Raw genomic sequence first — 23,212 nt, 5'->3', positions numbered from 1 at the left:
CCGGTGATCGCCGCCATCTTATTTCCATGAAACTCGAAATAGCCGCCCACCAGCTCGAATCCCTCGGCAATCCGCTTCGGCTGAAGCTCTACCGCACGCTGGTGCGGGCCGGGCATGACGGGCTGCCCGTCGGCACGCTGCAGGCGAAGCTCGATATCGCGGCTTCGACCCTGTCGCATCACATCCGGCATCTGAAGGAAGCCGGGCTGATCACCCAGGAGCGGCAGGCGACCACCCTGATCTGCCGCGCCAATTACGACGCGATGAACGGCCTGGTCGCCTATCTGGTCGACGAATGCTGCATGGACGCGGCCTGCGCCGGTGGAAAGAAGGTGGCTTGATGACGATGAACGATCTCCCCATTGCCGTGATCGGCGCCGGACCGGTCGGCCTCGCCGCCGCCGCGAACCTGGTCGAACGGAACATCCCAGTTCGCGTCTATGAAGCCGGGAACACGGTCGGCGCCAATCTCCAGGATTGGGCGCATGTGCGCATCTTCACCCCCTGGGAGCAGAGCGTCGATCCGGTCTCGCGCCGGCTGCTCGAAGCCGAGGGCTGGTCGCTGCCGCGGAGCAATGCCCTGCCGACCGGCGGCGATCTGGTGGATCGCTACCTGCTGCCATTGAGCCGCGTGCCCGGCCTCGCCGCTGCGATCGAGACCGGCGCCAAGGTCACCGCAATCTCGCGCCAGGGCATCGACAAGGTGGCGAGCCGGGGCCGCGAGACCAAGCCCTTCGCGCTCCGCATCCGCAAGCTCGATGGCTCTGAGCGTGTCGATCTCGCCCGCGTGGTCATCGATGCCTCCGGGACCTGGCAGAATCCCAACCCGCTCGGCGCGACCGGCCTGCCGGCGATGGGCGAGGCGGAATCGCGCGATCACCTCGCCTACGGCATGCCCGACATCCTCGGGCGCCAGCGCGAATGCTATGCCGGCAAGCGTGTCGCCGTAGTCGGCGCCGGCTATTCCGCGATCAACGTGCTGCTCGACCTCACCAAGCTCGAATCGGCCGGGACGTTGCTCTGGGTGGTCCGCGGCAAGAACATGGCGAAGATCTACGGCGGCGGCGATGCCGACGAGCTGGCGGCGCGTGGCAAGCTCGGCCAGCACCTGAAGAGCCTGGTCGATTCCGGCCGGGTCACCCTGGTCACCGGTTTCGCGACGGAGTCGGTCGCGCGCTCCCGCGCGGGTGTCACGCTCTCGGGCCAAGTCGATGGCGATGCCGTCACCCTGCCGGAGGTCGATGAGATCATCGTCGCGACCGGCCAGCGCCCCGATCTCGAGATGACCCGCGAGCTCCGGCTGGAGCTCGATCCCTGGCTGGAAAGCGTCAAGGTGCTGGGGCCGATGATCGACCCCAACCTGCATTCCTGCGGCTCGGTCGAGCCGCACGGACACCGCGAACTCTCGCATCCCGAGCCCGGCTTCTACACGATCGGCGTCAAGAGCTACGGCCGCGCGCCCACCTTCCTGCTGCTGACCGGCTACGAGCAGGCGCGCTCGGTGGCCGCGGCAATCGCCGGCGACAGGGTGGCTGCCGACAACGTGCACCTGGTCCTGCCCGATACCGGCATCTGCCAGACTGACTTCGACGAAGAAGGTGCCGGCTGCTGCGCGCCGCTCGCCGCCAAGAGCGTCGCCGCCAAGACCGCGGGCTGCTGCGGCGGTCCGGCGATCGTGCGGGAAGATGCCTGCTGCGTCGCCGACGAGGTTGCCAAGGACGAAGGCCGGAAGGGCTGCGGCTGCGGCGTCGCCGCTTGACCGCTTCGACCGCCGAAGGCGCTGCCGTCGCGGTCCCGTCACCGAAGCTGATCGTCCCGGCGCTCGGGCTCACCCAGATCCTGGCCTGGGGCTCCTCCTACTATCTGCTCGCGGTGCTGGCGCAGCCGATCTCTGCCGATACCGGCTGGCCGCTGACCTGGGTCGTGGCCGGGCTGTCGCTGGGGCTGCTGATCGCCGGCCTGGTCTCGCCGCTGGTCGGCCGGCAGATCCACCGCCGCGGCGGACGGCCGGTCCTGGCGGCGAGCGCGATCCTGATCGGCACCGGTCAGCTCGGCCTCGCGCTGGCGCCGAATCTCCCGACCTACATCGCAGCCTGGATTCTGATCGGCCTCGGCATGGGCGCCGGTCTTTATGACGCGGCCTTCTCGACCCTGGGTCGGCTCTATGGCCACGCGGCGCGCCACCACATCACCACGCTGACGCTGTTCGGCGGGTTGGCCAGCACCGCCTGCTGGCCGCTCTCGGCTTTCCTGGTGACGGAGCTCGGCTGGCGCGGCGCCTGCGGCACTTATGCCGCGATCCATCTCCTGTTCTCGCTGCCGGTCTATCTGATCGCGATCGGCGATCGTCATGCGCCATCCTGGGCGGAAGCCGACAAGGCCCTGGTCGGCCCGGCCGCCGCGCAGCAGCCGCAACGCCTGCGCGCGATCTTCATCCTGCTCGCGGTTGCGATCATGGTCAGCTCGACCTTGACGACCCTCATCTCCGTGCATCTGATGACCCTGCTCCAGTCCCGCGGCATCTCGCTCGCCGCCGCGGTCGCGCTCGGCGCGATGATCGGTCCGGCGCAGGTCGGCGCGCGTTTCACCGAGATGCTGATCAGCCGTTACCATCATCCGATCTGGACCAAGATCGCCTCGGTCACCTTCATGGCGCTGGGCCTCGGCCTGTTCTGGGCCGGCATCCCGCTGGTCGCGTTCGCGCTCATCCTTTACGGCGCCGGGATCGGGCTGGAATCGATCGCCCGGGCGACGTTGCCCCTGGCCTTGTTCGGCGCGGCCAACTACGCGCCGATCATGGGCAAGCTGGCGATGCCGAGCCTGATCGCCCAGGCCGCGGCACCCTCGCTCGGCGCAATGCTGATCGCCGGCCTCGGCGCCGAAGCGACGCTCGGCACCGTCGGGATCGTCGCTCTCGGCAATTTCGCGCTAGGGATGGTCCTGCTGGCGATGACCGCGCCGCTGCGGCGCTTGCCCGCTCGAGACTGAGCGTGGGCCGACCAGGACGACGGATGCGGCGACCCGGCAGATGACGGCGGCGACCGGCTAGAAGCGGGTCGTCAGGTCGGTCAACCAATCGGGCGCCACATTCTCGATCGCGGTTGCAATCCCGCGGTCGGCGCCGGTCAGCACCAGCAGGCCGAACAGCACCAGCGCGACGCCGAGCAGCGTGCGCAGCGATGACTGTGCCAGCATGATGCGGTCGCGCCACCGGTTGAGCAGCCTGCGCGACGCCAAGCCGACGAGCAGCAGCGGAACCGCGGCGCCGATGCCGAACAGCAGCATGGTGCCGGTCACCTGGGCGATGTCGCGGCCCTGTGCCGCCATCAAGGAAGCCGCGCCGAGCGTCGGCCCGACGCAGGGCGACCAGACCGCGCCGAGCAGCAGGCCGAGACCGAGCTGGCCCTGCGGGCCCGCGACCGAGAAGCCGCCGAACCGGTCGGACGCCAAGTTGCTCACCGGGCCCGCTGCGGCGACCAACCGGCCGTGGATCGGCGGCACCGCGAGCACGACACCCACAGCCATCATCAGGAGCGCGGCGCCGATGCGGATCAAACCGGCATCCAGCCCCAGCGCGAAGCCGGCGAGCGCGACGAACAGGCCGATGCCGGTGAAGGAAAGCGCGATGCCTGCCGCCAGCAGCAGCGGCGCCAGCTTGTGCTCGGAGACCGCAGCACCGAAGACGACCGGCAACAGCGGCAGGACGCAAGGCGAGAGCGTCGAGAGCAGGCCCGCCAGGAATGCGAGCGCCATCAGAGCGCTTTGTCCATGAGCGCCTCGATCTGCTCCGGATCCGTGATGCCGACCGCGCGGCCGGTCTCGGTCTTGCCCTTGAACGCGATCATCGTGCTCTGCGCCTGCACCTGAAGCAACTGCAGGGCATCCTTCTGGCTGTCGAAGTCGACCTCGAAGATCATAAGTTCGCCGAACTTGGCGTCCTGCTCGAACTGCGCCACGATGGGCTTCTGCCGCTTGCAGGTGGGACACCAGGGCGCCGTCACGTGAACGAAAATGGACTTTCCCGCGGCCTGCGCCTGCTGGAAGGCGGCGGGATCGAAAGTCTGTCGCGTCGCGGCCTGCGCTGTTGCAAAGGGAAGGAGCAAGGTCGAAAGCAGGAAGGTTCGGCGCAGCAGTCTCATGTCACGATCTCCTTGTTCTTGCATTTGCTATGGGTATGGGTGCCGGAAGTCGGGCGAATGTCAGCGGCCGTCGCGCCGCCCATGGTTCAAACCTCTCTTGAACCTCGCGCGGCTTGAGGTCCTATCCTGGCCAAGAACAGTGCGTTGGAGGGATCGGAATGGTTACAGGGAAAGGGTGTTGGCTGGACTTGGAATTGGCAGGGTGGCCTGCCGTAACGCACCGCCCGAGATCAACCTCTCGCGTCTTGGCGCAAGCTGCAACGCGGCCTGCGCATGCGGGCCGGCCAGTGCCCTGCGTGATCCTGGAGGACCTGGCGTCGGCCGGAGGTCTTCCTAGTCGCCGTCGCCCGCGCTGCCCAGCGCGGCCTTGCGGCGGGCCTCCGGGCCTTGGCCACGCTCATACCAGCCCTTGCTGGCATTCACGATCTTCACCACCGACAGCATCACCGGCACCTCGATCAGCACGCCGACCACGGTTGCGAGGGCTGCGCCGGAATGGAAGCCGAACAGGCTGATCGCCGCCGCCACCGCCAGCTCGAAGAAGTTGCTGGCGCCGATCAGCGCGGAGGGTGCGGCGACGCAATGCGTCTCGCCGGTCACCCGGTTCAGCAGATAGGCGAGGCCGGCGTTGAAATAGACCTGGATCAGGATCGGGATCGCCAGCAGGCCGATCACCAGCGGCTGGGCGATGATCTGCTCGCCCTGGAAGCCGAACAGCAGGACCAGCGTGGTCAGCAAGGCGAGCAGCGAGACCGGCTGGATCTTCGCCAGCGCCGCGCGGAACCGCTCCGGCCCGCCGGCGAGGAGACTGCGGCGCGCGATCTGGGCGATGATCACCGGGACGACGATGTAGAGAACGACCGAGAGCAGCAAAGTCTGCCAGGGCACGGTGATCGCGGACAAGCCGAGCAGCAGGCCGACGATCGGGGCGAAGGCGAAGACCATGATCACGTCGTTGAGCGCCACCTGGCTCAGGGTGAAATGCGGCTCGCCGTCGGAGAGATTGCTCCAGACGAAGACCATGGCGGTGCAGGGCGCCGCCGCCAGCAGAATGAGACCGGCGATGTAGGAGTCGATCTGCTCCGCCGGCAGATATTCGCGGAACAGCGTGCCGATGAACAGCCAGCCGAGCGCCGCCATCGAGAAGGGCTTCACCGCCCAGTTGATGAACAGGGTGACGCCGATCCCGCGCCAATGTTCCTTGACCTGGCCGAGTGCCGCGAAGTCGATCTTCATCAGCATCGGCACGATCATCAGCCAGATCAGCAGCGCGACCGGCAGGTTGACCTGCGCGACCTCAGCACCGCCGATCGCGGTGAACACGCCCGGCATGAAATGCCCGAGCGCAATCCCGAGCAGGATGCACAGGCCGACCCACAAGGTCAGGTAACGCTCGAAGGCGGACATGGTCAGGCCGTTTCCGGGAACTTGCGGCCGATATCCTCGAGCCGCCGCTGCAGGCTCAGGCGATCGAGCGATGCGATCGGCAGGCTGGTGAAGATCGAGATCCGGTTGCTGAGCTGGCGATAGGCGTCGGCGAAGGCGAGGCGGCGCTCCGCCTCCGATCCTTCAGCCGCGGCCGGATCGGGCAGGCCCCAATGCGCCGTCATCGGCTGGCCTGGCCAGACCGGGCAGACTTCGCTGGCCGCGTTGTCGCAGACGGTGAAGACGAAATCCATCTCCGGCGCGCCCGCCCCGGCGAACTCGTCCCAGCTTTTCGAGCGCAGTCCATCGGTGGGGTGGTTCAGTTTCTTCAAGAGGTCGATCGCGAAAGGATGCACTTGGCCCTTGGGCTGGCTGCCGGCGCTGTAGCCGACGAACTTGCCCTTGCCTTCGCGGTTGAGGATCGCTTCGGCCAGGATGCTCCGCGCCGAATTGCCGGTGCAGAGGAAGAGCACGTTGAAGATGAGACCCATTTCGGTTGCTCCCAATTCAGCAGCAGGCGGGCGTCGCCGCTTCCAGCAGCGGCTGGCAGATCTCCGGCTGGCCGTTGCAGCAATCCTTGATCAGGTAAGAGAGGAGTGCGCGGGCGCCCTCGGTGTCGGCGGCATAGAGGATGGTGCGCCCCTGCCGTTCGGCCTTCACCAAGCCGGCGCGGCTGAGGATCGCGAGATGGGTCGACAGCGTGCTTGGCGGCACGTCGAGATCCTTCGCCAGGTTCCCCGCGGCCATCGGCGCCGGGAATTCGCGGATCAGGCGGCGAAAGATATCCAGCCGCGTCTCCTGGGCGAGCGCGCCGAAGGCTTCGAGGGCGAGTATCTTTTTCATATTTCGAGAAATACAGAAGTGTAGCGCCGCGTGCAAGCTGCACTTTCGTGATTTGGCAGGGAACAAAAAGAGAATTACAATGGCTTCGGAATATCGAGCGCTGATGGCGAGACCATTCGAAGGCGGAACCTTTACAGGGCCTTTACGACAGCGGGATGGCCGCTCGGCGCAGAAGGGTGATTAGTCAAATGCCATCAAAGGATTAGAGTGACTTTACGGGGCCAGGCCGTAAAGGTTCGGCGCCCGGGCTCTAGCTGGCGATCAGCCGAACGGTTGCGCTGCCGGCGCCGGGGCGGTCGGCGGCGGCGACGTATTTCACCCGGTCCGGCGGCAGGATGATGCGGACCAGGGTGCCGAGGTCGCGGGCGCTGGCGATCTCCAGCTTGCCGCCATGCAGCTCGACCAGGGCTTTTGCCAGCGGCAGACCGAGGCCCGCGCCGTCGTCGCCGCGCAGGAGATTGGAGCCGGCCTTGCCGAAGGGCTGCAGCGCCATCGCGACGTCGGCATCGGACATGCCGATGCCGTTGTCCTGCACGTTGATGACGCAGGAACGGTCGGTCTCGAGATAGGCGCGGAGCGCGATCTTGCCGTGGTCCGGCGTGAACTTCACCGCGTTGGAGATGAGGTTGATCAGGATCTGCCGAAGCTTGCTGCGGTCGAGCATCAGCATGAAGTCGTCGCTGACCGGCTCGATCTTGAAGTCGAGCATCTTGGCCGCGACCTGCTCCTCGAACAGGCGCAAGCAGATCTTCGCCTCGGCCATCGGATCGACCAGGATGTTCTCGAGCCTGAGATGACCGGAATCCGCCTTGGTGTAGTCGAGCAGGCTGTTGATGACCGTCAACAGATACTTGCCGCTCTTGTTGATGTCCTCGACGAAGCCGCCATAGCGCGGGTCGCCGAGCGGCCCGTGCGGCGCGGTCTTCAGGAGATCCGAGAAGCCGATGATCGAGTTCAGCGGCGTGCGGAGCTCATGGCTGACATTGGCGAGGAACTTCGATTTCGATTCGTTGGCGGATTCGGCGCGGGCCTTGGCGGCGCGCAGCTCGGCGCCGACCCGGTTCCGCTCGGTGATGTCGCGCAGGTTGATGACCAGGCCGCCGACATCCGGATCGTCGAGATGGTTGCTGCCGTGGAACTCGAGATCGACCACCGCGCCGGATTCCGTCCGGCAGCGGATCTCGCCGCTGACCGCGCCCTCGGCGTTGCCACGCAGGCGCTCGATCAGGCTGCGGGTCGCGGCCTCGTCCTCGCCGACCGCGATCTCGGTCAGCAGCCGGCCGATCAGCGCATCGCGGCCATAGCCGAGCACCCGCTTGGCGGACGGGCTGCCGTAGAGGATGCGGCCCTCGGCATCGAGCACGGCGATGATGTCGAAGCTGGCGCCGACCAGGGCGCGGAAGCGCTTCTCGCTGCGGGTGAGTTCGGCGGCGCTCGCGGTGGCCTGGCGCGAGAGGCGCTGGTCGAACAGCGCCGAGGCGAGGCCGAGCGAAAGAATGACGAAGGCGGCGCCGGCGATGATGACGGCCAGCAGCCGCTGGTCGAGGCCTTCGTACACGCCCGCATTGCCGGTGAGGCAGAGCGAGAAGGTGGCGGCGAACATGCCGGTGAAATGCATGCCGGCGATGGCGGCGCCCATCACGAAGGAGGCGCCGAGCTTGGTGATCAAGCCATCGAGGCGGAAGCTCAGCCAGAGTGCGACGGCCGCGGCAGTGACCGCGATCAGCACCGAGGCGACGAACAGGGTCCGGTCGTAGGCGATGGTGGCCTGCATCAGCATGGCCTCCATCCCGGCGTAATGCATGATGACCACGCCGATGCCGGTGACCAGGCCGGCCAGGATCAGGCGCACCGGCTTCAAGGAGCCGAAGGCGATCAGGGCATAGCCGGCGCCCACCGCCAGGATCGCCATCGCCATCGAGGCCACGGTCCAGGCGAAGTCGTATTGGATCAAGACCGGCATCGAGAAGGCGAGCATCGCGACGAAATGCATCGACCAGATGCCGCCGCCCAGCGACACCGCCGCGCCGCAGAGCCAGGCGAGCTTCGCGCCGCCGGTCGACGATCGGATCCGGCCCGCGAGGTTCAGCGAGGCAAAGGAGGCGAAGACCGCGATGACACAGGCCAGCGCGACGAGACGGAGATCATAGTCCCCCTCGAGGGCCGGGCCGAAAACTGGAGGCAAGTCCACTCACCTAGGATTATTAACGGCCTGGACTTTATCGATGATGCATTAACGAATACTCACCAGTGCCCACCACGTCTGTGTGGCCTTTGCGCCGACTCTGGCCTGATCCGGCGATCCGGGCTAGAAGGGGCACCCCCGTTCCGGAGAGGTCAAATGCGCCGCTGGATTGCTGTCCTGATCCTGCTCCTCGCCTCTGTCATGCCCGCCTCGGCCGCCGAATATCTGAAGGCGGTCAGTGACTTGCCCCTGGCCGACGGCTTGAAGGAGCAGGCCGAGAAGGCGACCGTCTTCGACACGCCGCTGGGGCGGATCGTCAACGCCTATGCGACCGGCAATGTGAAGCCCTCGGCCGTGCTCGACTTCTACGACGACACCCTGCCGGCACTCGGCTGGGACCGGCAGAAGACCGGCACCTATCACCGCAAGAACGAGATCCTGAAGATCGACGTCTGGGGTCCCGATGCCGGCCCGGTCAACGTCAGCTACACCCTTTCTTCCCAGAACCAGTGAGTCCGCAAGTGAGCAATTTCGAGAACATCCTCGTCTCCACCCAGGGCCGGGTCGGCCTTATCACGCTCAACCGCCCGAAGGCGCTGAATGCGCTCTGCGACGCGCTGGTGGCGGAGCTGGGGGAGGCCCTGGACGCCTTCGAGGCGGATCCCGGGATCGGCGCCGTCGTCATCACCGGCTCGGACAAGGCCTTCGCCGCCGGCGCCGACATCAAGGAGATGAAGGACCGGAGCTTCATCGAGGTCTACACGAAGGACTTCATCACCATCGGCTGGGAGCGGGTCGCCGCCTGCCGCAAGCCGGTGATCGCCGCGGTCGCGGGCTTCGCGCTCGGCGGCGGCTGCGAGATGGCGATGATGTGCGACTTCATCATCGCCGCCGAGACCGCCAAGTTCGGCCAGCCGGAGATCACGCTCGGCATCATCCCCGGCGCCGGCGGGACCCAGCGCCTGACCCGCGCCCTCGGCAAGGCCAAGGCCATGGACCTGGTGCTGACCGGCCGGATGATGGACGCGGCGGAGGCCGAGCGGGCCGGCCTGGTGGCCCGCGTGGTTCCGGCGGAGAAGCTGCTGGAAGAGGCCATGGCGGCGGCCGCGAAGATCGCTGCCATGTCCCTGCCGGTCGCGATGATGGCCAAGGAATCGGTCAACCGGGCCTTCGAGACCACGCTCGCCGAGGGCATCCAGTTCGAGCGCCGGATGTTCCACGCTGCCTTCGCCACCGAGGACCAGAAGGAGGGCATGGCCGCCTTCGTCGAGAAGCGGAAGCCCGCCTTCAAGAACCGTTGAGAGTGGGGGTCGTCGCAGGCTAACGGTTTCGTAACCATATTGGGTTTCTCTAGGATCGAACGATTGTTGGACCCGGCGCCCGTATCATGTCGCATCCCGTTGCCTCAGCCCTGCCGCGCTTCACCTTGAAGTGCATGCAAGTGTCGATCGACCTCAAGCTCTACCCGGTCGTCGGCATGAACATCCAGGAAGTGATGATCGGCGGCGCGCCGGACTGGATCGCGCCGAAGCAGCGCCTCGATTTCTCCTTCGTCATGGACCTCCAGGGCAAGGAGCGCCGGCTGCCGACCTACGGCGTCGTGCTCACCAACGATTCCCGCGGCCTCGACATCAAGTACCGCCCGCCCACCGCCCAGTGGCGCGCGATCCTGACCAAGCTGCTCACCGAAGAAAACACCCGCTGAAAGCGCCGCGCAGAAAGAAGCCCGCCTCTTGCGAGGCGGGCTTATCAGTCGTGGGGGCTTAGGGTTGTCGGCGCGGGTTCCGGGGGATGGGGTGGAACCCGCGCCGACGAAAGGACCTTCCGGTTACGGCCTCGCGGGGCGTGGAGGCAGGGGCTGGCCGCAGCCCGTGGGGTCCTATCTCTTGGCCGCGGTTATGCGTTGTCGAGCTTCACCGCGATGAACAGGCTGCGGCCGCCGCGATCGACCAGCATCAGCAGCACGTTCTCCTTGTTCTCCTTGGCCTTCTCGGCGAGGCGCTTCACATCGGCCGGCGACGCCACCGCGGAGTCCGAGACCCGCTTGATCACGTCGCCCGGGCGGATGCCCTGGTCGGCCAGCGGTCCTTCGGAGTCGAGGTCGGCGACCACGACGCCCTTCTCGCCGTCCTCGAGATTGAACATCTGCCGGGTCTGCGCCGTGACCGGCGCCAGGGTGGCGCCGAGCGCCGAAACCTGGACGCCGGCCTTGCCGTCCTCGGCGCTGCCGTCGTCCTGGTTCTGCGTGTCGTTGCTCGCGACCTTCTCGTCGTCCTTCATCTTGCCGACCGTGGTCGCGACCGTCATCTCGTGCTTGTTGCGCAAGATGCCGAGCTCGACCTTGGCGTTGGGATCGGTCTCCGCCACCAGGCGCGGCAGGTCACGCATCTCGTGGACCGGCTGGTTGTTGAAGGAGACGATGACATCGCCGGGCTCGAGCTTCGCCTTCGCCGCCGGGCTGTCCGGCTGGATGCCGGCGACCAGCGCGCCCTTCGGCTCGTCGAGGCCGATCGCCTTGGCGATCTCCGGCGTCACCTGCTGGATCTCGACGCCGAGATAGCCGCGCTGGATCGAGCCCTTGTCCTTGAGCTCCGCCAGGATCGGCTTGGCGAGATTGGACGGGATGGCGAAGCCGATGCCGACCGAACCGCCGGAGGGCGAGAAGATCGCGGTGTTGATGCCGACCACGTTGCCCTTCATGTCGAAGGTCGGGCCGCCGGAATTGCCCTGGTTGATCGAGGCGTCGATCTGCAGGAAGTCGTCGAACGGACCTTCATGGATGTCGCGGCTCCGGGCCGAGACGATGCCGGTCGTGACCGTGCCGCCCAGGCCGAACGGATTGCCGATCGCCAGCACCCAGTCGCCGACCCGCGTCTTGTCGCTGTCGCCGAACTCGACGAAAGCCATCGGCTTGTCGGTCTCGATCTTCAGCAGCGCCAGATCGGTCTTCGGGTCGGCGCCGATCAGCTTGGCCGGATGATCGACGCCATCGGTGGTGGTGACCTGGATGTCGGTCGCGGACTCGATCACGTGGTTGTTGGTGACCACATAGCCGCTGGGGTCGATGACGAAGCCGGAGCCCAAGGCCGTGGCCTTGCGCTTGGCCGGCTTCTGGCCCTGACCCTGCTGCTCCATGAACTGCTTGAAGAACTGCTCGAACGGGGTGCCGCGCAGGTCGGGCATGTTGGGTTGCTGCGCGTCGCCGGTCTCGACATGGGTCGAGGAGATGTTGACCACCGCCGGCGTCACTTTCGCGGCAAGATCGGCGAAGCTCGCCGGCACCATCTGCACGGTGCCGCCGGCCTGGTCGGTGAGGTTGGTATCCGCCTGGGCCGGCTGGATCACCGGCACGTCCTTGAGGACGAGGCCGCCGACCAGGGCGGGCACCGCCACGAAGCTGGCCGCGGTCGCGGCCAAAGCCAGCTTGCGCGCCATGCGGTTCTGTTTGAAGAAGTTGAACATCAGACTGGATCCTCCGGGAAGGGTGTAGAGGCTGGGGATGTGCCCCCGCTCTGTTGCGAAGGATATTGGGGTGTTATCGCCGCAAGGCGATGTCGACCAAAGCCCCGATTGGTAACGAATTGCGACGCCCGGAGAGCCTGTTACAATCGGTTACTCTTTTCCGGTCGCGCCGGTTCGCCGCGCTTCCAAAATGACCGTTGCAAGCTTTCGGCAGCTCCGAATCCGGACATTTCGAGACGTAAAGAGGCTCATGGAAAAGACCCCGCATATCCTGATCGTGGATGACGACCGCGAGATCCGCGACCTGCTCTCGCGCTTCCTGCAGAAACACGGGTTCCGGGCCACCACCGCCGCCGATGGCCGCGACATGCGCAAGATCCTGGCCGATGCGAAGATCGACCTCATCGTCCTCGACGTGATGATGCCGGGCGAGACCGGCTTGCAGATTTGCGCACAGCTCCGCGCCCAGGGCATTCCCGGCCCCAGCGGCGCCGGTGCCGCGCGCACCCCGATCATCATGCTGACCGCTGCCGGCGAGGATACCGACCGGATCGTCGGCCTGGAGATGGGTGCCGACGACTACCTGCCGAAGCCATTCAACCCGCGGGAGCTGCTGGCGCGGATCCGTGCCGTGCTCCGCCGCAGTGAGGACGGCGGCCGACCGATCGGCGAGGCCGACGCCCCGATGATCCTGCATTTCGACGGCTGGCAGCTCGATCTCGGCGCGCGACGCCTGACCGGGCCGGAAGGCAACGACATCGACCTCTCCGCCGGCGAGTTCGACCTCTTATCGGCGCTGGCGCAACGCCCACGCCGCGTGCTCTCCCGCGACCAGCTGCTCGATTTGTGCAAGGGCCGCGCGGCGCAGCCCTTCGACCGCAGCATCGACGTCCAGGTCGGGCGCCTGCGGCGCAAGGTCGAACGCGATCCGGCGGAGCCCAAGATCATCACCACGGTGCGCGGCGGCGGCTACATGTTTGCACCGGAAGTGACCCGCGGCGGCAAGCGCGCGTCGAGCACCGCCAATCCCGCGGCGGGAGTCGGTTCCGCGAACGCATGATGCTTTCGGCATGAAATTTCGGCGGTTCGCGCCCGACAGCATCCTCGGATGGCTGGCTTTGATTCTGATAGCGGGGCTCGCGGCGAGCCAGGCCCTGACCGCGCTCGCCCACAACATGGATCGCAACGAGGCGATCGTGGAGATCGAGGATCTCCGCGCCGCCGAACGGGTCGCGACCTTCGCCACCTTTCTGCAGCATACCGCGCCGGTGTTGCGCGCTAGCGTCGCGCAATCCTTCAGCGGGCCTTCGATGACGGTTGAGGTCACCAACCGCGCCAACGTGCCGGAGGATGAGGAGTCCAACCGCCGCCTCGGCCATCTGGCCAAGGCGGTCTCCGAGCGGCTGCGCGGCACCGGCTGGCAGGAGATCCGCGTCGCCGAGGCGGCGCCGACCGACGAGCAGAAGGCCAAGGGCCTGATGCCGATCCGCACCTCGATCGCGCTCCGGGACGGCGCCTGGATCAACTTCGAGTTCGCCGCGATCGAATCGCTGCCGCTCGCCACCATCCGGGTCATTGCCTGGACCGCCTTCAGCGTGCTGCTGGTGCTGGGCTTGAGCTACTACGCCTTCCGCCGCGTGACGCATCCCTTGGAGCAGCTCACCCGCGCCGCGGAATCGCTCGGCCGCTCCGGGCGGACCGAGGCTTTGCAGGAGACCGGCGCCAGCGAGGTGCGACGCGCGGCCCGCGCCTTCAACGAGATGCAGGGCCGCATCCGCCGGCTGCTCGAGGACCGGATGCAGATGGTGGCGGCGATCTCGCATGATCTCAGGACGCCGATCACGCGGCTCAAGTTGCGCGCCGAGTTTGTCGAAGACCCCGAGCAGCGCGAGAAGATGCTGCGCGACCTCGACGAGATGGAGACCATGATCAAGGAGACCCTGGCGCTGGCACGCGAGGATGCCAATCCCGAGCGGCGCGCCAAGCTCGACCTCGGACAGCTCCTCATCGACAGCGTCGAAGGCATGGAGCATGTCACGCTGGAGATCGACCCGGCATTGCAAGGCGCCAGCATCGAAGCCCAGCCGATTGCGCTAAAGCGCGCGATCGTCAACCTGGTCGAGAACGCCGTCGTCTACGGCAAGTCCGCCAGGATCCGGCTGACCGCAGCGGAAGATTTCGAGATCGGCATCATGGATCAGGGCCCGGGCATCCCCGAGGCCGAGCTCGATCGGGTGTTCCGCCCGTTCTACCGGCTGGAGGCCTCGCGCAACCGGGAATCGGGCGGGGCAGGGCTGGGGCTTGCGATCGCGCGCAGCGTGGTTCGTGCCCATGGCGGGGATATCGTCCTGAAGAACGGTCCGGAAGGCGGGCTTCAGGCCACGGTCACGCTGCCGAAATAGCCCGATTGGGACCGGCCCAGCCGGGTGGACTCCGCCGGTTCCGGCTTCTATCCTTGGTGGCAATAACAAACAATAATCTCCGGAGGAGACGATGAAGCTCCATTGCCACCCGCTTTCGACCACCAGCCGCTGCGTGTTGTTCTTCGTGCATGACGCCGGGATCAAGGTCGATGAGGTCACCGTCGATCTGTTCAGCGGCGAGCATGTCAAGGAACCGTTCACCAGCCTCAATCCGAGCAAGATGGTGCCGGTGCTCGACGACGACGGCTTCATCCTGACCGAGAGCTCGGCGATCCTGAAATATCTGGCGGAGAAGGCGGGATCGCCGGCCTATCCTGCCGGCGACATCAAGACCCGCGCCAAGATCAACGAGCTGATGGATTGGATCAACGTCAACTTCTACCGCGACTTCGGCTATGGCCTGGTTTATCCGCAGGTCTTCCCCGGCCACAAGCGCCCCAGCGACGAGTTGCAAAAGGGCACGCTCGACTGGGCCAAGGAGCGCTGCCAAGGCTGGCTCGGTATCCTCGACCAGAAGCTCCTCGGTCCGAAGCGCAATCATCTGGTCGGCGACAAGATCACCATTGCCGACTATTTCGGACTCGGCATTCTCACCAGCGGCGAGCTGGTCGGCTGCGATTTCGCGAGCTATCCCAATGTGAAGCGCTGGCTCGACGGCATGAAACAGCGCCCGGGCTATGCCAAGGTGTTCGGCCCCTTCAACGAATTGACCGCCAGCCTCAGGGGCAAAGAGTTCGCCGCGGTGTAATCGAGGAGCATCGGCATGATCAAAGGCCTCCATCACAACGCCTATCGCTGCCGGGATTCCGAGGAGACGCGACGCTTCTTCGAGGATTTCCTCGGCCTGCCGCTGGCCGGCTCGCTCTGGATCAAGGAGACCAAGACCGGCCGCGACACCGACGTGCTGCACACCTTCTATGAGATGGATGACGGCTCCTATCTCGCCTTCTTCGAGGCGCCGGACCGGCCGTTCACCTTCAAGGAGCAGCACGACTTCGACCTCCACATCGCGCTGGAGGTCGAGCATGACGCGCTCTTGAAGATGATGGCCAAGGGCCAGGCCGAAGGCCGCGAGGTGCGCGGCATCTCCGATCACGGCTTCATCGACTCGATCTATTTCCGCGATCCCAACGGCTACGTGATCGAGCTCACCGCGAAGAAGCCCGGCCACGACCAGGCGATGGACCCCGCGACCAACAAGGCGCGCGACATCCTCGATCGCTGGCAGAAGGGCAAGACCGCGGCGGCTTAGGCCTCCGGATCCTCGTAGGGGATCGAGTCGTCCACCAGCTTCCAGATCGCGCGGCCGGAATGGGTCGCGCGTTCCTCCAGCAGATGACCGACCAGCCCGCCGGCGCGGGAAACCACGGCAATGCCGCGCAGGCTCTCGGCCGGGAGGCCGATTTCCAGCAGCAAGGCGGCGATGGCGCCGGTCGCGTTGATGGTGAGATGTCGCCCGGCGCGGCGGTCGAGCTCGGCGCTCAGGATCTTCAGCAGCGCGATGTAGCGGCCTTCGCAGCCGGCTTCGGCGGCGATCGCGAAGAGACGCGGCGGCCGCGGATCGTCCGGCTTGTGGATCGGATGGCCGAAGCCGGGCAGGGCACGGCGTTCCTGGCGGTGCGCCTCGACCACGTCGCGGCAATAGGCCTCCGCATCGCCATCGGTCTCGACGCCGATCTTCAGGATCCGCGCGCAGCCTTCCATCGTGCCGACGAAGACGTTGCCGACGGTCAGCAGGCCCGCGGCCAACGCGGCTTGCGGTTCGTCGGGCACATTGTCGGCGACCAGCCGTGTGACGATGGCGCTCGGCGTCAGGCCATGCTCCATCAAGGTCACCAGGCAGGCGTCGAGCACCCGGGTCTCGCCCACGTTCGGCATGCGCCCGGCGATCAGGAAATAGAGCACCTCGGTGTAGCTGTGCCGGCCCATCAGCTCGTTGACGAGATCGCGGCCGCGCACGGTGATCGATTCGGCATCGGATGTCGCGATGTTGGTCTTCGGCAGCTCGGCCATCAATGTTTGTCCAGGTTGGGTTTCACCAGTTTGGTCTTGTATTCGCTGCGCGGCAGGCTGGCGAAGGGCACCAGGTTGACGCGGGTCGTCACGACCAACTTCGCGCGGATGGCGGCCTCGATCCTTTCGGCGAGATCGGCTTGCGCCACGCCACCTTCCGCCAGCTCGACATCGACCGGTACCGGCGGCTCCTGGCGCGTGCCGGCTGCGGTCGGCTTGATCAGCAGGGCGCCGCTCACCGCCGGGCGGAAGCCGGCGACCACGTCGCGGATCGCGGTCGGAAACAGATTGACGCCGCGCACGATCAGCATGTCGTCGGTGCGGCCGATGCAGCGGGTGCGGAGGGTGCGGCGGCCGCAGGCGCAGGGCGCGGTCCAGATCACCACATGGTCGCGGCTGCGGAACCGCAACGGCGGCGCGGCCTCTCGCTGGAGCGCGGTATAGACCAGCTCACCCTCGGCGCCCTCTTCCAGCGCCAGCGCTTCGCCGCTCACCGGATCGACCAGCTCGACATGCACGAAGTCGCCGCCGCAGAAATGCATGCCCTGCTGGTGCTCGCATTCGCCCCAGAGCGAGATCGCGACATCGCCGATGCCCATCGCCTCGCAGACCTTGGCGCCGAAGGTGGCTTCGATCGCGGCGCGGAAGGCGGGCTCGCCGCCGCCGGGCTCGCCCGCGACCGAGATGCGCTTGAGGCCGAGCCCGGCCGGATCGATCCCGCGCCCCCGCAGCCATTCGCCGAGATACTGCGCATAGGAGGGGGTGCAGACGAGCGCTTCCGGCCGGATCAGCTGCAGCGCTTTCGCCAGACGCTCGGTGTTGCCGGTGCCGACCGGAATATGACAGGCGCCGATATTGCCGAAGGCATCGATCGCCGCGCCGGCGACGAACGGGCCGGCATTGTAGGTGGATACCATGCGCAACCCGCGTCGCAACCCGGTGGCGGTATAGGAGCGCGACGAGATCTCGATCCACATCGCGAGGTCCTTGGCCGTCAGCGGCATGTAGCAGGGCTCGCCGGTCGTGCCGCTGGTCGAATAGACGCGGACGATCTGATCCGGCGCGGCGGCGCAGTGGTCGCCGAACGGCGGCGACGCCGCCTGGCTGGCGCGGATCTCGTCCTTCTCGGTGAAGGGCAGTTGGGTAATGCGCTCGAGATCGCCGGCGGCATCGGCACCGGCGAAGCCGGCTGCACGCAACTTGGCGCGGTGGAACGGCGAATGTTCGACGAGATAGGCGATCTGCCGCCGATAGGCCGCGCGGTCCCGGGCATTTTGTTCAGCGGGTGCCCGGGTCTCGACCTCGGGCCGGAAGATGAAACCGCTGCGCTGCTCGGTCATGACACGCTCCGGCCCCGGGATTCCGAGGGTGTTTCCACCCTGCCCGAGGGAATCCACAGCGGTCAAGGAAGCCGCGGGCCCATGCTGCATATGCGAAAAGCCGCCGCTTCCTGAACTAATTGGTAAGGCCACTTTTCCAGTTGACCAATCTGGACCCCGAGGCGCAGGGTTCGGCCCGTCAGGGAGAGGAGAAGAAAGGCGGCGAATGCCGTTCCAGGTCGTTGAGTCCCAACGCCTCTATCAGCAGGTGGCCGAGCAGCTCGGCGGTCTCATCGACCGCGGCGAGTTCCGCGAGGGCGACCGCCTGCCGCCGGAACGCGAGCTCTCCAAGAAGCTCGGGGTGAGCCGCCCGGTGGTGCGCGAGGCGATGATCGCGCTGGAGATCGCCGGCCTGGTGGAAGTGCGCGGCGGTGCCGGCGCCTTCGTGAGGAGCACGCGCCTCGGGGCCGATCGCGCGCTGGCCGCGCTGCCCGACCAGGGCCCGAGCCCCTTCGATCTCATCGCCGCGCGCAAGCTCCTGGAAGGCGAGATCGCCTTCATGGCGGCGAGCGCTATCCAAGCCGACGACTTGAAGCGCCTCGAACAGTCGATCGAGGACATGCGCGCCGACATCGATGCCGGGCGAGACAGCCGTCCGTCCGACCGTGTCTTTCATGTGCGCCTCGCCGAGGCGACGCGCAACGCAGTGCTGGCGCATCTGGTGGACGGCATGTGGACGCATATGCTCACCCCCATTTTCGACACGCTCGGCCGGCACGCCAATCTGTCCGGCAACGACCGCATGACGGTCGACGACCATGCCGAGATCGTCGGGGCGCTGGTGCGCCACGACGGCGAAGCAGCCCGCCGCGCCATGCGCGAGCATCTGGAACATGTGGAGCGGATCCTGCTGCAAGGGGATCTGACGTGAATGATCTTGAGAACGGCGCCGGACCGCTTCCGGCAAATCATAAGAGTCTCTAAGGGAGGAACTATGATCCAGTTTCGGACGATGTTGCTGGCCGGCGTTGCGGCCATGTCGCTCGCGGGCGCGGCCACCTCGGGATCGGCCTGGGCCGAGGACATCAAGGAAGTGCAGATGCTGCACTGGTGGACTTCGGGCGGCGAGGCCGCGGCGCTGAACGTGCTGAAGCAAGATCTCGCCAAGGAAGGCTATGCCTGGAAGGACGTGCCGGTCGCGGGCGGCGGCGGCGAGGCCGCGATGACCACCTTGAAGGCGATGGTGGCGGCCGGCAACCCACCGACCGCATCGCAGATCCTGGGCTATTTCGCCCTCGACTATGCCGAGGCCGGCAAGCTCGGCGACATCACCGAGCTCGCGACCAAGCAAGGCTGGGACAAGTCGATCCCGGCGGCGCTGCAGAAGTTCACCACCACCGACGGCAAGTGGGGCGCGGTTCCGGTCAACATCCACTCGGTCAACTGGGTCTGGATCAACAAGGCGGTGATGGAGAAGATCGGCGGCACCGAGCCGAAGACCTTCGACGACTTCGTCGCCCTGCTCGACAAGGCCAAGGCGGCGGGTGTCGTTCCGCTGGCTCTGGGCGGCCAGCCCTGGCAGGAAGCCACCATGTTCGATTCGGTGGTGGCCTCGACCGGCGGCATCGACTTCTACAAGAAGGCCTTCATCGACCTCGATGAATCCGCCCTGACCTCGGACACCATGAAGAAGGCCTTCGACAACCTCGCCAAGCTGCGCGACTACACCGATCCCAACTATGCCGGCCGCGACTGGAACCTCGCGACCGCCATGGTCATCAACGGCGAAGCCTTGGTGCAGGTGATGGGCGACTGGGCCAAGGGCGAGTTCAACGCCGCCAAGAAGGTCGCGGGTACCGACTTCCTCTGCTACCGCTTCCCGGGCACCGACGGCGCGGTGATCTACAACACCGACATGTTCGCCATGTTCGACGTCTCGGCGGACCGCAAGGCGGCGCAGCTGGCGCTGGCCGACGCCACCATGAGCCCGAGCTTCCAATCGGCGTTCAACGTGGTCAAGGGTTCAGTGCCGGCGCGCATGGACGTGCCCGACACCGACTTCGACATCTGCGGCAAGAAGGGCATCGCCGACGTGAAGGCCGCCAACGCCGCCGGCAACTTCGTCGGCTCGATGGCGCAGAACTATGCCCAGCCGCCGGCCATCGCCGGGGCTTATCACGACGTGGTGACCAAGTTTTTCCACGGCGAGATCAAGTCTTCCGATGACGCGGTGAAGGAACTGCTCGCGGCCATCGACGCCGCGAAGTAGAACCGGCAACCCCTCCCTCATGCGTGGGTGCCTCCCCGCGCGCGTGGGGGAGGGGGCGCTCTCTCTTCGATGTTGCCGCGACAGGCGCTGATGAAAACTGCTCTGGCCAATTCCGCACTCACCGACAACGCGCAGCCCGGCTCGCTGCGGGCGAAGGCCCAGGCCTGGCTGCCGCGTATCGTGCTGGCGCCGTCCTTCGTGCTGGTGCTGATCTTCGTCTACGGCTTCAACCTGTGGACGGTTTTCCTGAGCTTCACCAACTCGAAGGCCTTCGCCTCGACGAAACTGGTGGGCTGGACCAACTACGAGCGGCTCTGGAACTGGACCTTCGCCAGCGACCCGCCATCGAACTGGCACACCGCCATCGTCAACATGGCGATCTTCGGCCTGCTCTATGTGGCCTTCTGCCTGGTGCTGGGCCTGCTGCTGGCGATCCTGCTCGACCAGAAGATCCGCGGCGAAGGCATCCTGCGGCCGATCTATCTCTATCCGCTGGCGCTCTCCTTCATCGTCACCGGCACCGCCTGGAAGCTGTTCCTCGACCCGCGCATCGGCCTCGAGAAGGCGGTGCATGACTGGGGCTGGCTCGGCTTCAGCTTCGACTGGGTGGTCACACCGTCGAAGATGATCTATTGCGTGGCGATCGCCGGCATCTGGCAGTCGTCCGGCTTCGTCATGGCGATGTTCCTGGCGGGCCTGCGCGGCGTCGACGGCGAGATCATCAAGGCGGCGCAGATCGACGGCGCCTCGACCTTCGCCACCTACCGCCGGATCATCATCCCGATGATGCGCCCGGTCTTCCTCTCGGCGATCATCATCCTCACCCATCTCGCCATCAAGTCCTACGACCTGGTGCTGTCGGTCACCGGCAAGAACCCGGGCGGCGCCGCCGAACTGCCCTCGACCTTCATGTATTCCTTCACCTTCACCCGCAACCAGATGGCGGTGGGCTCGACCAGCGCGGTCATCATGCTGATGACGATCGCGGCGATCATGGTGCCCTATCTCTATTCCGAACTGCGGCAGAAGCGCTCATGACCGCACTCGACCCCACCGCCGCGCCCGTGGCCGAGCCGACCCGTCACTCCATGATGACCCGCGTGGTCATCTACGGGCTGCTGTTGCTTTTCGCCGTGGTCTACATCCTGCCGCTGGGCGTCATGGTGATGACCTCGCTGAAACCGCTGCACGAGGTCACCGGCGGCAATATGTTCGCGCTCCCGCAGGAATTGACCTTCTATCCCTGGATCCAGGCCTGGAGCGAGGCGCGGATCGGCGTCTCGGAGACGACCGGCATCAGCGGCTACTTCCTGAACTCGATCAAGATGGTGATCCCGGCGGTCGCGATCTCGACCCTGCTCGGCGCGCTGAACGGCTTCGTGCTGACCAAGTGGCGCTTCCCCGGCCACAACCTGGTGTTCGGCATGATGCTGTTCGCCTGCTTCATCCCGTTCCAGTCGATCATCATCCCGATGGCGGTGATCCTCGGCCATCTCGGCAGCTTCGGCAACACGCTGCGCGATCTCACCGGCTATTCCTTCGGTTTCGGCAACCCGATCGTCAACCTGGTCCTGGTCCATGTGGTCTACGGGCTCGGCTTCACCACGCTCTTCTTCCGCAACTACTACGAAGCCTTCCCGACCGAGCTGGTGAAGGCCGCCATGGTGGACGGCGCCAGCTTCTTCCAGATCTTCCGACGCATCATGCTGCCGAACTCGATGCCGATCGTGATCGTGACGGTGATCTACCAGTTCACCAACATCTGGAACGACTTCCTGTTCGGTTCGACCTTTGCCGCAGGAGATCACGCGCCGATGACAGTGGCGCTCAACAATCTGGTGAACACTTCGACGGGTGTCGTCGAATACAATGTCAACATGGCGGCCGCGATCATCGCCGCGGCGCCGACGTTGATCGTCTATATCCTCGCCGGCCGCTACTTCGTGCGCGGCCTGATGGCGGGCGCGGTGAAGGGATAAGGCCCATGGACCAACCATGACGACTGCTATCGAGATCAAGGGCCTCAGCAAGCGCTTCGGCGCGGTCGATGTCTTGAAGAACATCAACCTGACGCTCGACAAGGGCGGCTTCCTGGTGCTGGTCGGCCCTTCCGGTTGCGGCAAGTCCACCTTGCTCAACACCATCGCCGGCCTGGAATCGGTCAGCGCCGGCGAGATCCTGATCGACGGACAGCCGGTCAACGGCCTGCACCCGTCGAAGCGCGACATCGCCATGGTGTTCCAGTCCTACGCGCTCTATCCCAACATGTCGGTCGCGGAGAACATCGCCTTCGGCATGGAGATGCGCAAAGTGCCGAAGGAGGAGCGCGACAATGCGGTCGCCAGCGTCGCCAGGACCTTGCAGATCGAGCACCTGCTCGACCGGCGCCCGAGCCAGCTCTCCGGCGGCCAGCGCCAGCGCGTCGCCATGGGCCGGGCCTTGGTGCGCCAGCCGCGGGTCTTTCTGTTCGACGAGCCGCTTTCGAATCTCGACGCCAAGCTCCGGATCGACATGCGGGTCGAGATCAAGCGCCTGCACCAGCAGACCGGCACCACCACCGTCTACGTCACCCATGACCAGATCGAGGCCATGACGCTTGCGACCCGCATCGCCGTGTTGAAGGACGGCGAAGTGCAGCAGGTGGGCAGCCCGGGCGAAATCTACAACACGCCGGCCAACCTGTTCGTCGCGGATTTCATGGGCTCGCCGTCGATGAACCTGCTGAAAGGCCGCGTGGCGAAGAACGGCAGCGGCGCCGCGATCAGCTTCGCCGCCGATGGCGCGCCGCCGGTCACCCTGGCGGCGCCGACCGGCGCCGATATCGGCCTTCTCAAGGACGGCGATGCGATCATCCTCGGGGTCAGGCCGGAGGCGGTCGGCGATCTGCAGAGCATCGATCGCAATGCCAAGACCGTGGCCAGCGTCGATGCGCCGGTCGAGATCGTCGAGCCGGCCGGCTCCGACACCTTCGTGGTGACCCGGATTGCCGGGCAGGAGATCACGGCCCGGATGCGCGCCGACACGGATTTGAAGCCCGGCCAGGTCGCGCATTTTGCCTTCAATATGGACAAGGCGGTTCTGTTCGATCCCGCCAGCGGCAACCGGATCGGTTGACGCGCATTCCTCAGGTGAGG

At 66.2% G+C, this 23,212-nt stretch carries 24 protein-coding genes; 15 read left to right on the top strand and 9 right to left on the bottom strand.

The features are described 5' to 3' along the window. Positions 1 to 26: 26 nt before the first annotated feature. From ACH2CY_RS18960 to ACH2CY_RS18950, 3 genes are read left to right on the top strand one after another with little or no spacing between them, the layout of a single operon-like run. Complete coding sequence (locus tag ACH2CY_RS18960) at positions 27 to 341, top strand: ArsR/SmtB family transcription factor (protein WP_395020895.1); 315 nt, start codon at positions 27 to 29, stop codon at positions 339 to 341. Beyond that, positions 341 to 1,759 (top strand): FAD-dependent oxidoreductase, encoded by a 1,419-nt coding sequence (locus ACH2CY_RS18955; RefSeq protein ID WP_395020894.1) that lies wholly within the window; start codon positions 341 to 343, stop codon positions 1,757 to 1,759. Before ACH2CY_RS18960 ends, ACH2CY_RS18955 begins: the two co-directional genes overlap by 1 nt. Continuing rightward, a complete protein-coding gene (locus ACH2CY_RS18950) occupies positions 1,756 to 2,988 on the top strand; it encodes an MFS transporter (protein WP_395020892.1) in 1,233 nt (410 codons plus the stop codon). Before ACH2CY_RS18955 ends, ACH2CY_RS18950 begins: the two co-directional genes overlap by 4 nt. Before the next feature lie 57 nt (positions 2,989 to 3,045). On the opposite strand, the gene ACH2CY_RS18945 is transcribed toward ACH2CY_RS18950, so the two are convergent. The 6 genes from ACH2CY_RS18945 to ACH2CY_RS18920 all read right to left on the bottom strand — a co-directional run bounded on the left by ACH2CY_RS18945 (position 3,046) and on the right by ACH2CY_RS18920 (position 8,592). Further along, positions 3,046 to 3,753 carry a cytochrome c biogenesis CcdA family protein gene (locus ACH2CY_RS18945; RefSeq protein WP_395020891.1) on the bottom strand — a complete coding sequence of 236 codons (708 nt, stop codon included), beginning with the start codon at positions 3,751 to 3,753 and terminating at the stop codon, positions 3,046 to 3,048. Further along, positions 3,753 to 4,139, bottom strand: coding sequence for a thioredoxin family protein (locus ACH2CY_RS18940; protein ID WP_395020889.1), 387 nt, complete (start codon positions 4,137 to 4,139; stop codon positions 3,753 to 3,755). Before ACH2CY_RS18940 ends, ACH2CY_RS18945 begins: the two co-directional genes overlap by 1 nt. Before the next feature lie 333 nt (positions 4,140 to 4,472). After that, the gene (gene arsB, locus ACH2CY_RS18935; protein ID WP_395020887.1) at positions 4,473 to 5,546 is read right to left on the bottom strand and encodes an ACR3 family arsenite efflux transporter; all 1,074 of its coding nucleotides are present in this window, start codon (positions 5,544 to 5,546) and stop codon (positions 4,473 to 4,475) included. Positions 5,547 to 5,548: 2 nt separating this feature from the next. Continuing rightward, positions 5,549 to 6,055: an arsenate reductase ArsC gene (locus ACH2CY_RS18930; protein ID WP_395020886.1), complete on the bottom strand. Its 507-nt coding sequence runs from the start codon at positions 6,053 to 6,055 to the stop codon at positions 5,549 to 5,551. A 16-nt stretch (positions 6,056 to 6,071) separates the two neighbouring features. Then, positions 6,072 to 6,407: an ArsR/SmtB family transcription factor gene (locus tag ACH2CY_RS18925; RefSeq protein ID WP_395020885.1), complete on the bottom strand. Its 336-nt coding sequence runs from the start codon at positions 6,405 to 6,407 to the stop codon at positions 6,072 to 6,074. Positions 6,408 to 6,657: 250 nt separating this feature from the next. Continuing rightward, on the bottom strand, positions 6,658 to 8,592 hold the full coding sequence (locus tag ACH2CY_RS18920; RefSeq protein WP_395020883.1) for an MHYT domain-containing protein: 1,935 nt from the start codon (positions 8,590 to 8,592) through the stop codon (positions 6,658 to 6,660). 156 nt (positions 8,593 to 8,748) lie between these two features. Between ACH2CY_RS18920 and ACH2CY_RS18915 the strand changes: the two genes are divergently transcribed. The 3 genes from ACH2CY_RS18915 to ACH2CY_RS18905 all read left to right on the top strand — a co-directional run bounded on the left by ACH2CY_RS18915 (position 8,749) and on the right by ACH2CY_RS18905 (position 10,297). Beyond that, entirely contained in the window at positions 8,749 to 9,105 is a 357-nt protein-coding gene (locus tag ACH2CY_RS18915; RefSeq protein ID WP_395020882.1) for a hypothetical protein, read from the top strand. 8 nt (positions 9,106 to 9,113) lie between these two features. Then, on the top strand, positions 9,114 to 9,893 hold the full coding sequence (locus tag ACH2CY_RS18910) for an enoyl-CoA hydratase (RefSeq protein ID WP_395020881.1): 780 nt from the start codon (positions 9,114 to 9,116) through the stop codon (positions 9,891 to 9,893). A gap of 86 nt (positions 9,894 to 9,979) precedes the next feature. Further along, complete coding sequence (locus ACH2CY_RS18905) at positions 9,980 to 10,297, top strand: hypothetical protein (RefSeq protein WP_395020880.1); 318 nt, start codon at positions 9,980 to 9,982, stop codon at positions 10,295 to 10,297. A gap of 191 nt (positions 10,298 to 10,488) precedes the next feature. Here the strand turns inward: ACH2CY_RS18905 and ACH2CY_RS18900 are convergent, their stop codons facing one another. Continuing rightward, positions 10,489 to 12,054 (bottom strand): DegQ family serine endoprotease, encoded by a 1,566-nt coding sequence (locus tag ACH2CY_RS18900; RefSeq protein WP_395020879.1) that lies wholly within the window; start codon positions 12,052 to 12,054, stop codon positions 10,489 to 10,491. A 250-nt stretch (positions 12,055 to 12,304) separates the two neighbouring features. Between ACH2CY_RS18900 and ACH2CY_RS18895 the strand changes: the two genes are divergently transcribed. The 4 genes from ACH2CY_RS18895 (at position 12,305) to ACH2CY_RS18880 (ending at position 15,729) form a co-directional block, all read left to right on the top strand. Beyond that, the gene (locus tag ACH2CY_RS18895; protein ID WP_395020877.1) at positions 12,305 to 13,114 is read left to right on the top strand and encodes a response regulator; all 810 of its coding nucleotides are present in this window, start codon (positions 12,305 to 12,307) and stop codon (positions 13,112 to 13,114) included. Between the two features lie 10 nt (positions 13,115 to 13,124). Further along, entirely contained in the window at positions 13,125 to 14,456 is a 1,332-nt protein-coding gene (locus ACH2CY_RS18890; RefSeq protein ID WP_395020876.1) for an ATP-binding protein, read from the top strand. 91 nt (positions 14,457 to 14,547) lie between these two features. Next, positions 14,548 to 15,225, top strand: a complete 678-nt coding sequence (locus tag ACH2CY_RS18885) for a glutathione S-transferase family protein (protein ID WP_395020875.1) — start codon at positions 14,548 to 14,550, stop codon at positions 15,223 to 15,225. A 15-nt stretch (positions 15,226 to 15,240) separates the two neighbouring features. Further along, positions 15,241 to 15,729, top strand: coding sequence for a VOC family protein (locus tag ACH2CY_RS18880; RefSeq protein ID WP_395020873.1), 489 nt, complete (start codon positions 15,241 to 15,243; stop codon positions 15,727 to 15,729). Here ACH2CY_RS18880 and ACH2CY_RS18875 read toward each other — a convergent pair. Both ACH2CY_RS18875 and ACH2CY_RS18870 read right to left on the bottom strand, forming a co-directional pair. Then, positions 15,726 to 16,490, bottom strand: a complete 765-nt coding sequence (locus ACH2CY_RS18875; RefSeq protein ID WP_395020872.1) for a citryl-CoA lyase — start codon at positions 16,488 to 16,490, stop codon at positions 15,726 to 15,728. The two genes, ACH2CY_RS18880 and ACH2CY_RS18875, sit on opposite strands and share 4 nt — an antisense overlap. After that, a complete protein-coding gene (locus ACH2CY_RS18870) occupies positions 16,490 to 17,830 on the bottom strand; it encodes a phenylacetate--CoA ligase family protein (RefSeq protein WP_395020871.1) in 1,341 nt (446 codons plus the stop codon). The genes ACH2CY_RS18875 and ACH2CY_RS18870 overlap by 1 nt, the downstream gene beginning before the upstream one ends. A 205-nt stretch (positions 17,831 to 18,035) precedes the next feature. On the opposite strand from ACH2CY_RS18870, the gene ACH2CY_RS18865 reads away from it, so the two are divergent. The 5 genes from ACH2CY_RS18865 (at position 18,036) to ACH2CY_RS18845 (ending at position 23,192) form a co-directional block, all read left to right on the top strand. Next, positions 18,036 to 18,740, top strand: coding sequence for a FadR/GntR family transcriptional regulator (locus tag ACH2CY_RS18865; RefSeq protein ID WP_395020870.1), 705 nt, complete (start codon positions 18,036 to 18,038; stop codon positions 18,738 to 18,740). 63 nt (positions 18,741 to 18,803) lie between these two features. Beyond that, the gene (locus ACH2CY_RS18860) at positions 18,804 to 20,078 is read left to right on the top strand and encodes an ABC transporter substrate-binding protein (protein ID WP_395020869.1); all 1,275 of its coding nucleotides are present in this window, start codon (positions 18,804 to 18,806) and stop codon (positions 20,076 to 20,078) included. A 90-nt stretch (positions 20,079 to 20,168) separates the two neighbouring features. Then, positions 20,169 to 21,116, top strand: coding sequence for a carbohydrate ABC transporter permease (locus ACH2CY_RS18855; RefSeq protein WP_395020868.1), 948 nt, complete (start codon positions 20,169 to 20,171; stop codon positions 21,114 to 21,116). 50 nt (positions 21,117 to 21,166) lie between these two features. After that, positions 21,167 to 22,057, top strand: coding sequence for a carbohydrate ABC transporter permease (locus ACH2CY_RS18850; RefSeq protein WP_395020988.1), 891 nt, complete (start codon positions 21,167 to 21,169; stop codon positions 22,055 to 22,057). A gap of 16 nt (positions 22,058 to 22,073) precedes the next feature. Next, positions 22,074 to 23,192 (top strand): ABC transporter ATP-binding protein, encoded by a 1,119-nt coding sequence (locus ACH2CY_RS18845; protein ID WP_395020867.1) that lies wholly within the window; start codon positions 22,074 to 22,076, stop codon positions 23,190 to 23,192. The last annotated feature ends 20 nt before the right edge of the window (positions 23,193 to 23,212 follow it).

The organism is Dongia sp., from assembly GCF_041905885.1.
Lineage (GTDB): Bacteria > Pseudomonadota > Alphaproteobacteria > Dongiales > Dongiaceae > Dongia.
Note: the sequence above shows the minus strand (reverse complement) of the source record. Positions and strands in the feature narration are given on the sequence as shown.

What these genes read in the sequence shown, in the direction of transcription:
- ACH2CY_RS18940 (WP_395020889.1), bottom strand. Translation starts at nt 4,139, where the DNA reads ATGAGACTGCTGCGCCGAACCTTCCTGCTTTCGACCTTGCTCCTTCCC.
- ACH2CY_RS18890 (WP_395020876.1), top strand. Translation starts at nt 13,125, where the DNA reads ATGAAATTTCGGCGGTTCGCGCCCGACAGCATCCTCGGATGGCTGGCT.
- arsB (WP_395020887.1), bottom strand. Translation starts at nt 5,546, where the DNA reads ATGTCCGCCTTCGAGCGTTACCTGACCTTGTGGGTCGGCCTGTGCATC.
- ACH2CY_RS18915 (WP_395020882.1), top strand. Translation starts at nt 8,749, where the DNA reads ATGCGCCGCTGGATTGCTGTCCTGATCCTGCTCCTCGCCTCTGTCATG.
- ACH2CY_RS18930 (WP_395020886.1), bottom strand. Translation starts at nt 6,055, where the DNA reads ATGGGTCTCATCTTCAACGTGCTCTTCCTCTGCACCGGCAATTCGGCG.
- ACH2CY_RS18875 (WP_395020872.1), bottom strand. Translation starts at nt 16,490, where the DNA reads ATGGCCGAGCTGCCGAAGACCAACATCGCGACATCCGATGCCGAATCG.
- ACH2CY_RS18855 (WP_395020868.1), top strand. Translation starts at nt 20,169, where the DNA reads ATGAAAACTGCTCTGGCCAATTCCGCACTCACCGACAACGCGCAGCCC.
- ACH2CY_RS18955 (WP_395020894.1), top strand. Translation starts at nt 341, where the DNA reads ATGACGATGAACGATCTCCCCATTGCCGTGATCGGCGCCGGACCGGTC.
- ACH2CY_RS18960 (WP_395020895.1), top strand. Translation starts at nt 27, where the DNA reads ATGAAACTCGAAATAGCCGCCCACCAGCTCGAATCCCTCGGCAATCCG.
- ACH2CY_RS18885 (WP_395020875.1), top strand. Translation starts at nt 14,548, where the DNA reads ATGAAGCTCCATTGCCACCCGCTTTCGACCACCAGCCGCTGCGTGTTG.
- ACH2CY_RS18850 (WP_395020988.1), top strand. Translation starts at nt 21,167, where the DNA reads ATGATGACCCGCGTGGTCATCTACGGGCTGCTGTTGCTTTTCGCCGTG.
- ACH2CY_RS18845 (WP_395020867.1), top strand. Translation starts at nt 22,074, where the DNA reads ATGACGACTGCTATCGAGATCAAGGGCCTCAGCAAGCGCTTCGGCGCG.
- ACH2CY_RS18945 (WP_395020891.1), bottom strand. Translation starts at nt 3,753, where the DNA reads ATGGCGCTCGCATTCCTGGCGGGCCTGCTCTCGACGCTCTCGCCTTGC.
- ACH2CY_RS18905 (WP_395020880.1), top strand. Translation starts at nt 9,980, where the DNA reads ATGTCGCATCCCGTTGCCTCAGCCCTGCCGCGCTTCACCTTGAAGTGC.
- ACH2CY_RS18900 (WP_395020879.1), bottom strand. Translation starts at nt 12,054, where the DNA reads ATGTTCAACTTCTTCAAACAGAACCGCATGGCGCGCAAGCTGGCTTTG.
- ACH2CY_RS18865 (WP_395020870.1), top strand. Translation starts at nt 18,036, where the DNA reads ATGCCGTTCCAGGTCGTTGAGTCCCAACGCCTCTATCAGCAGGTGGCC.
- ACH2CY_RS18895 (WP_395020877.1), top strand. Translation starts at nt 12,305, where the DNA reads ATGGAAAAGACCCCGCATATCCTGATCGTGGATGACGACCGCGAGATC.
- ACH2CY_RS18860 (WP_395020869.1), top strand. Translation starts at nt 18,804, where the DNA reads ATGATCCAGTTTCGGACGATGTTGCTGGCCGGCGTTGCGGCCATGTCG.
- ACH2CY_RS18925 (WP_395020885.1), bottom strand. Translation starts at nt 6,407, where the DNA reads ATGAAAAAGATACTCGCCCTCGAAGCCTTCGGCGCGCTCGCCCAGGAG.
- ACH2CY_RS18870 (WP_395020871.1), bottom strand. Translation starts at nt 17,830, where the DNA reads ATGACCGAGCAGCGCAGCGGTTTCATCTTCCGGCCCGAGGTCGAGACC.
- ACH2CY_RS18880 (WP_395020873.1), top strand. Translation starts at nt 15,241, where the DNA reads ATGATCAAAGGCCTCCATCACAACGCCTATCGCTGCCGGGATTCCGAG.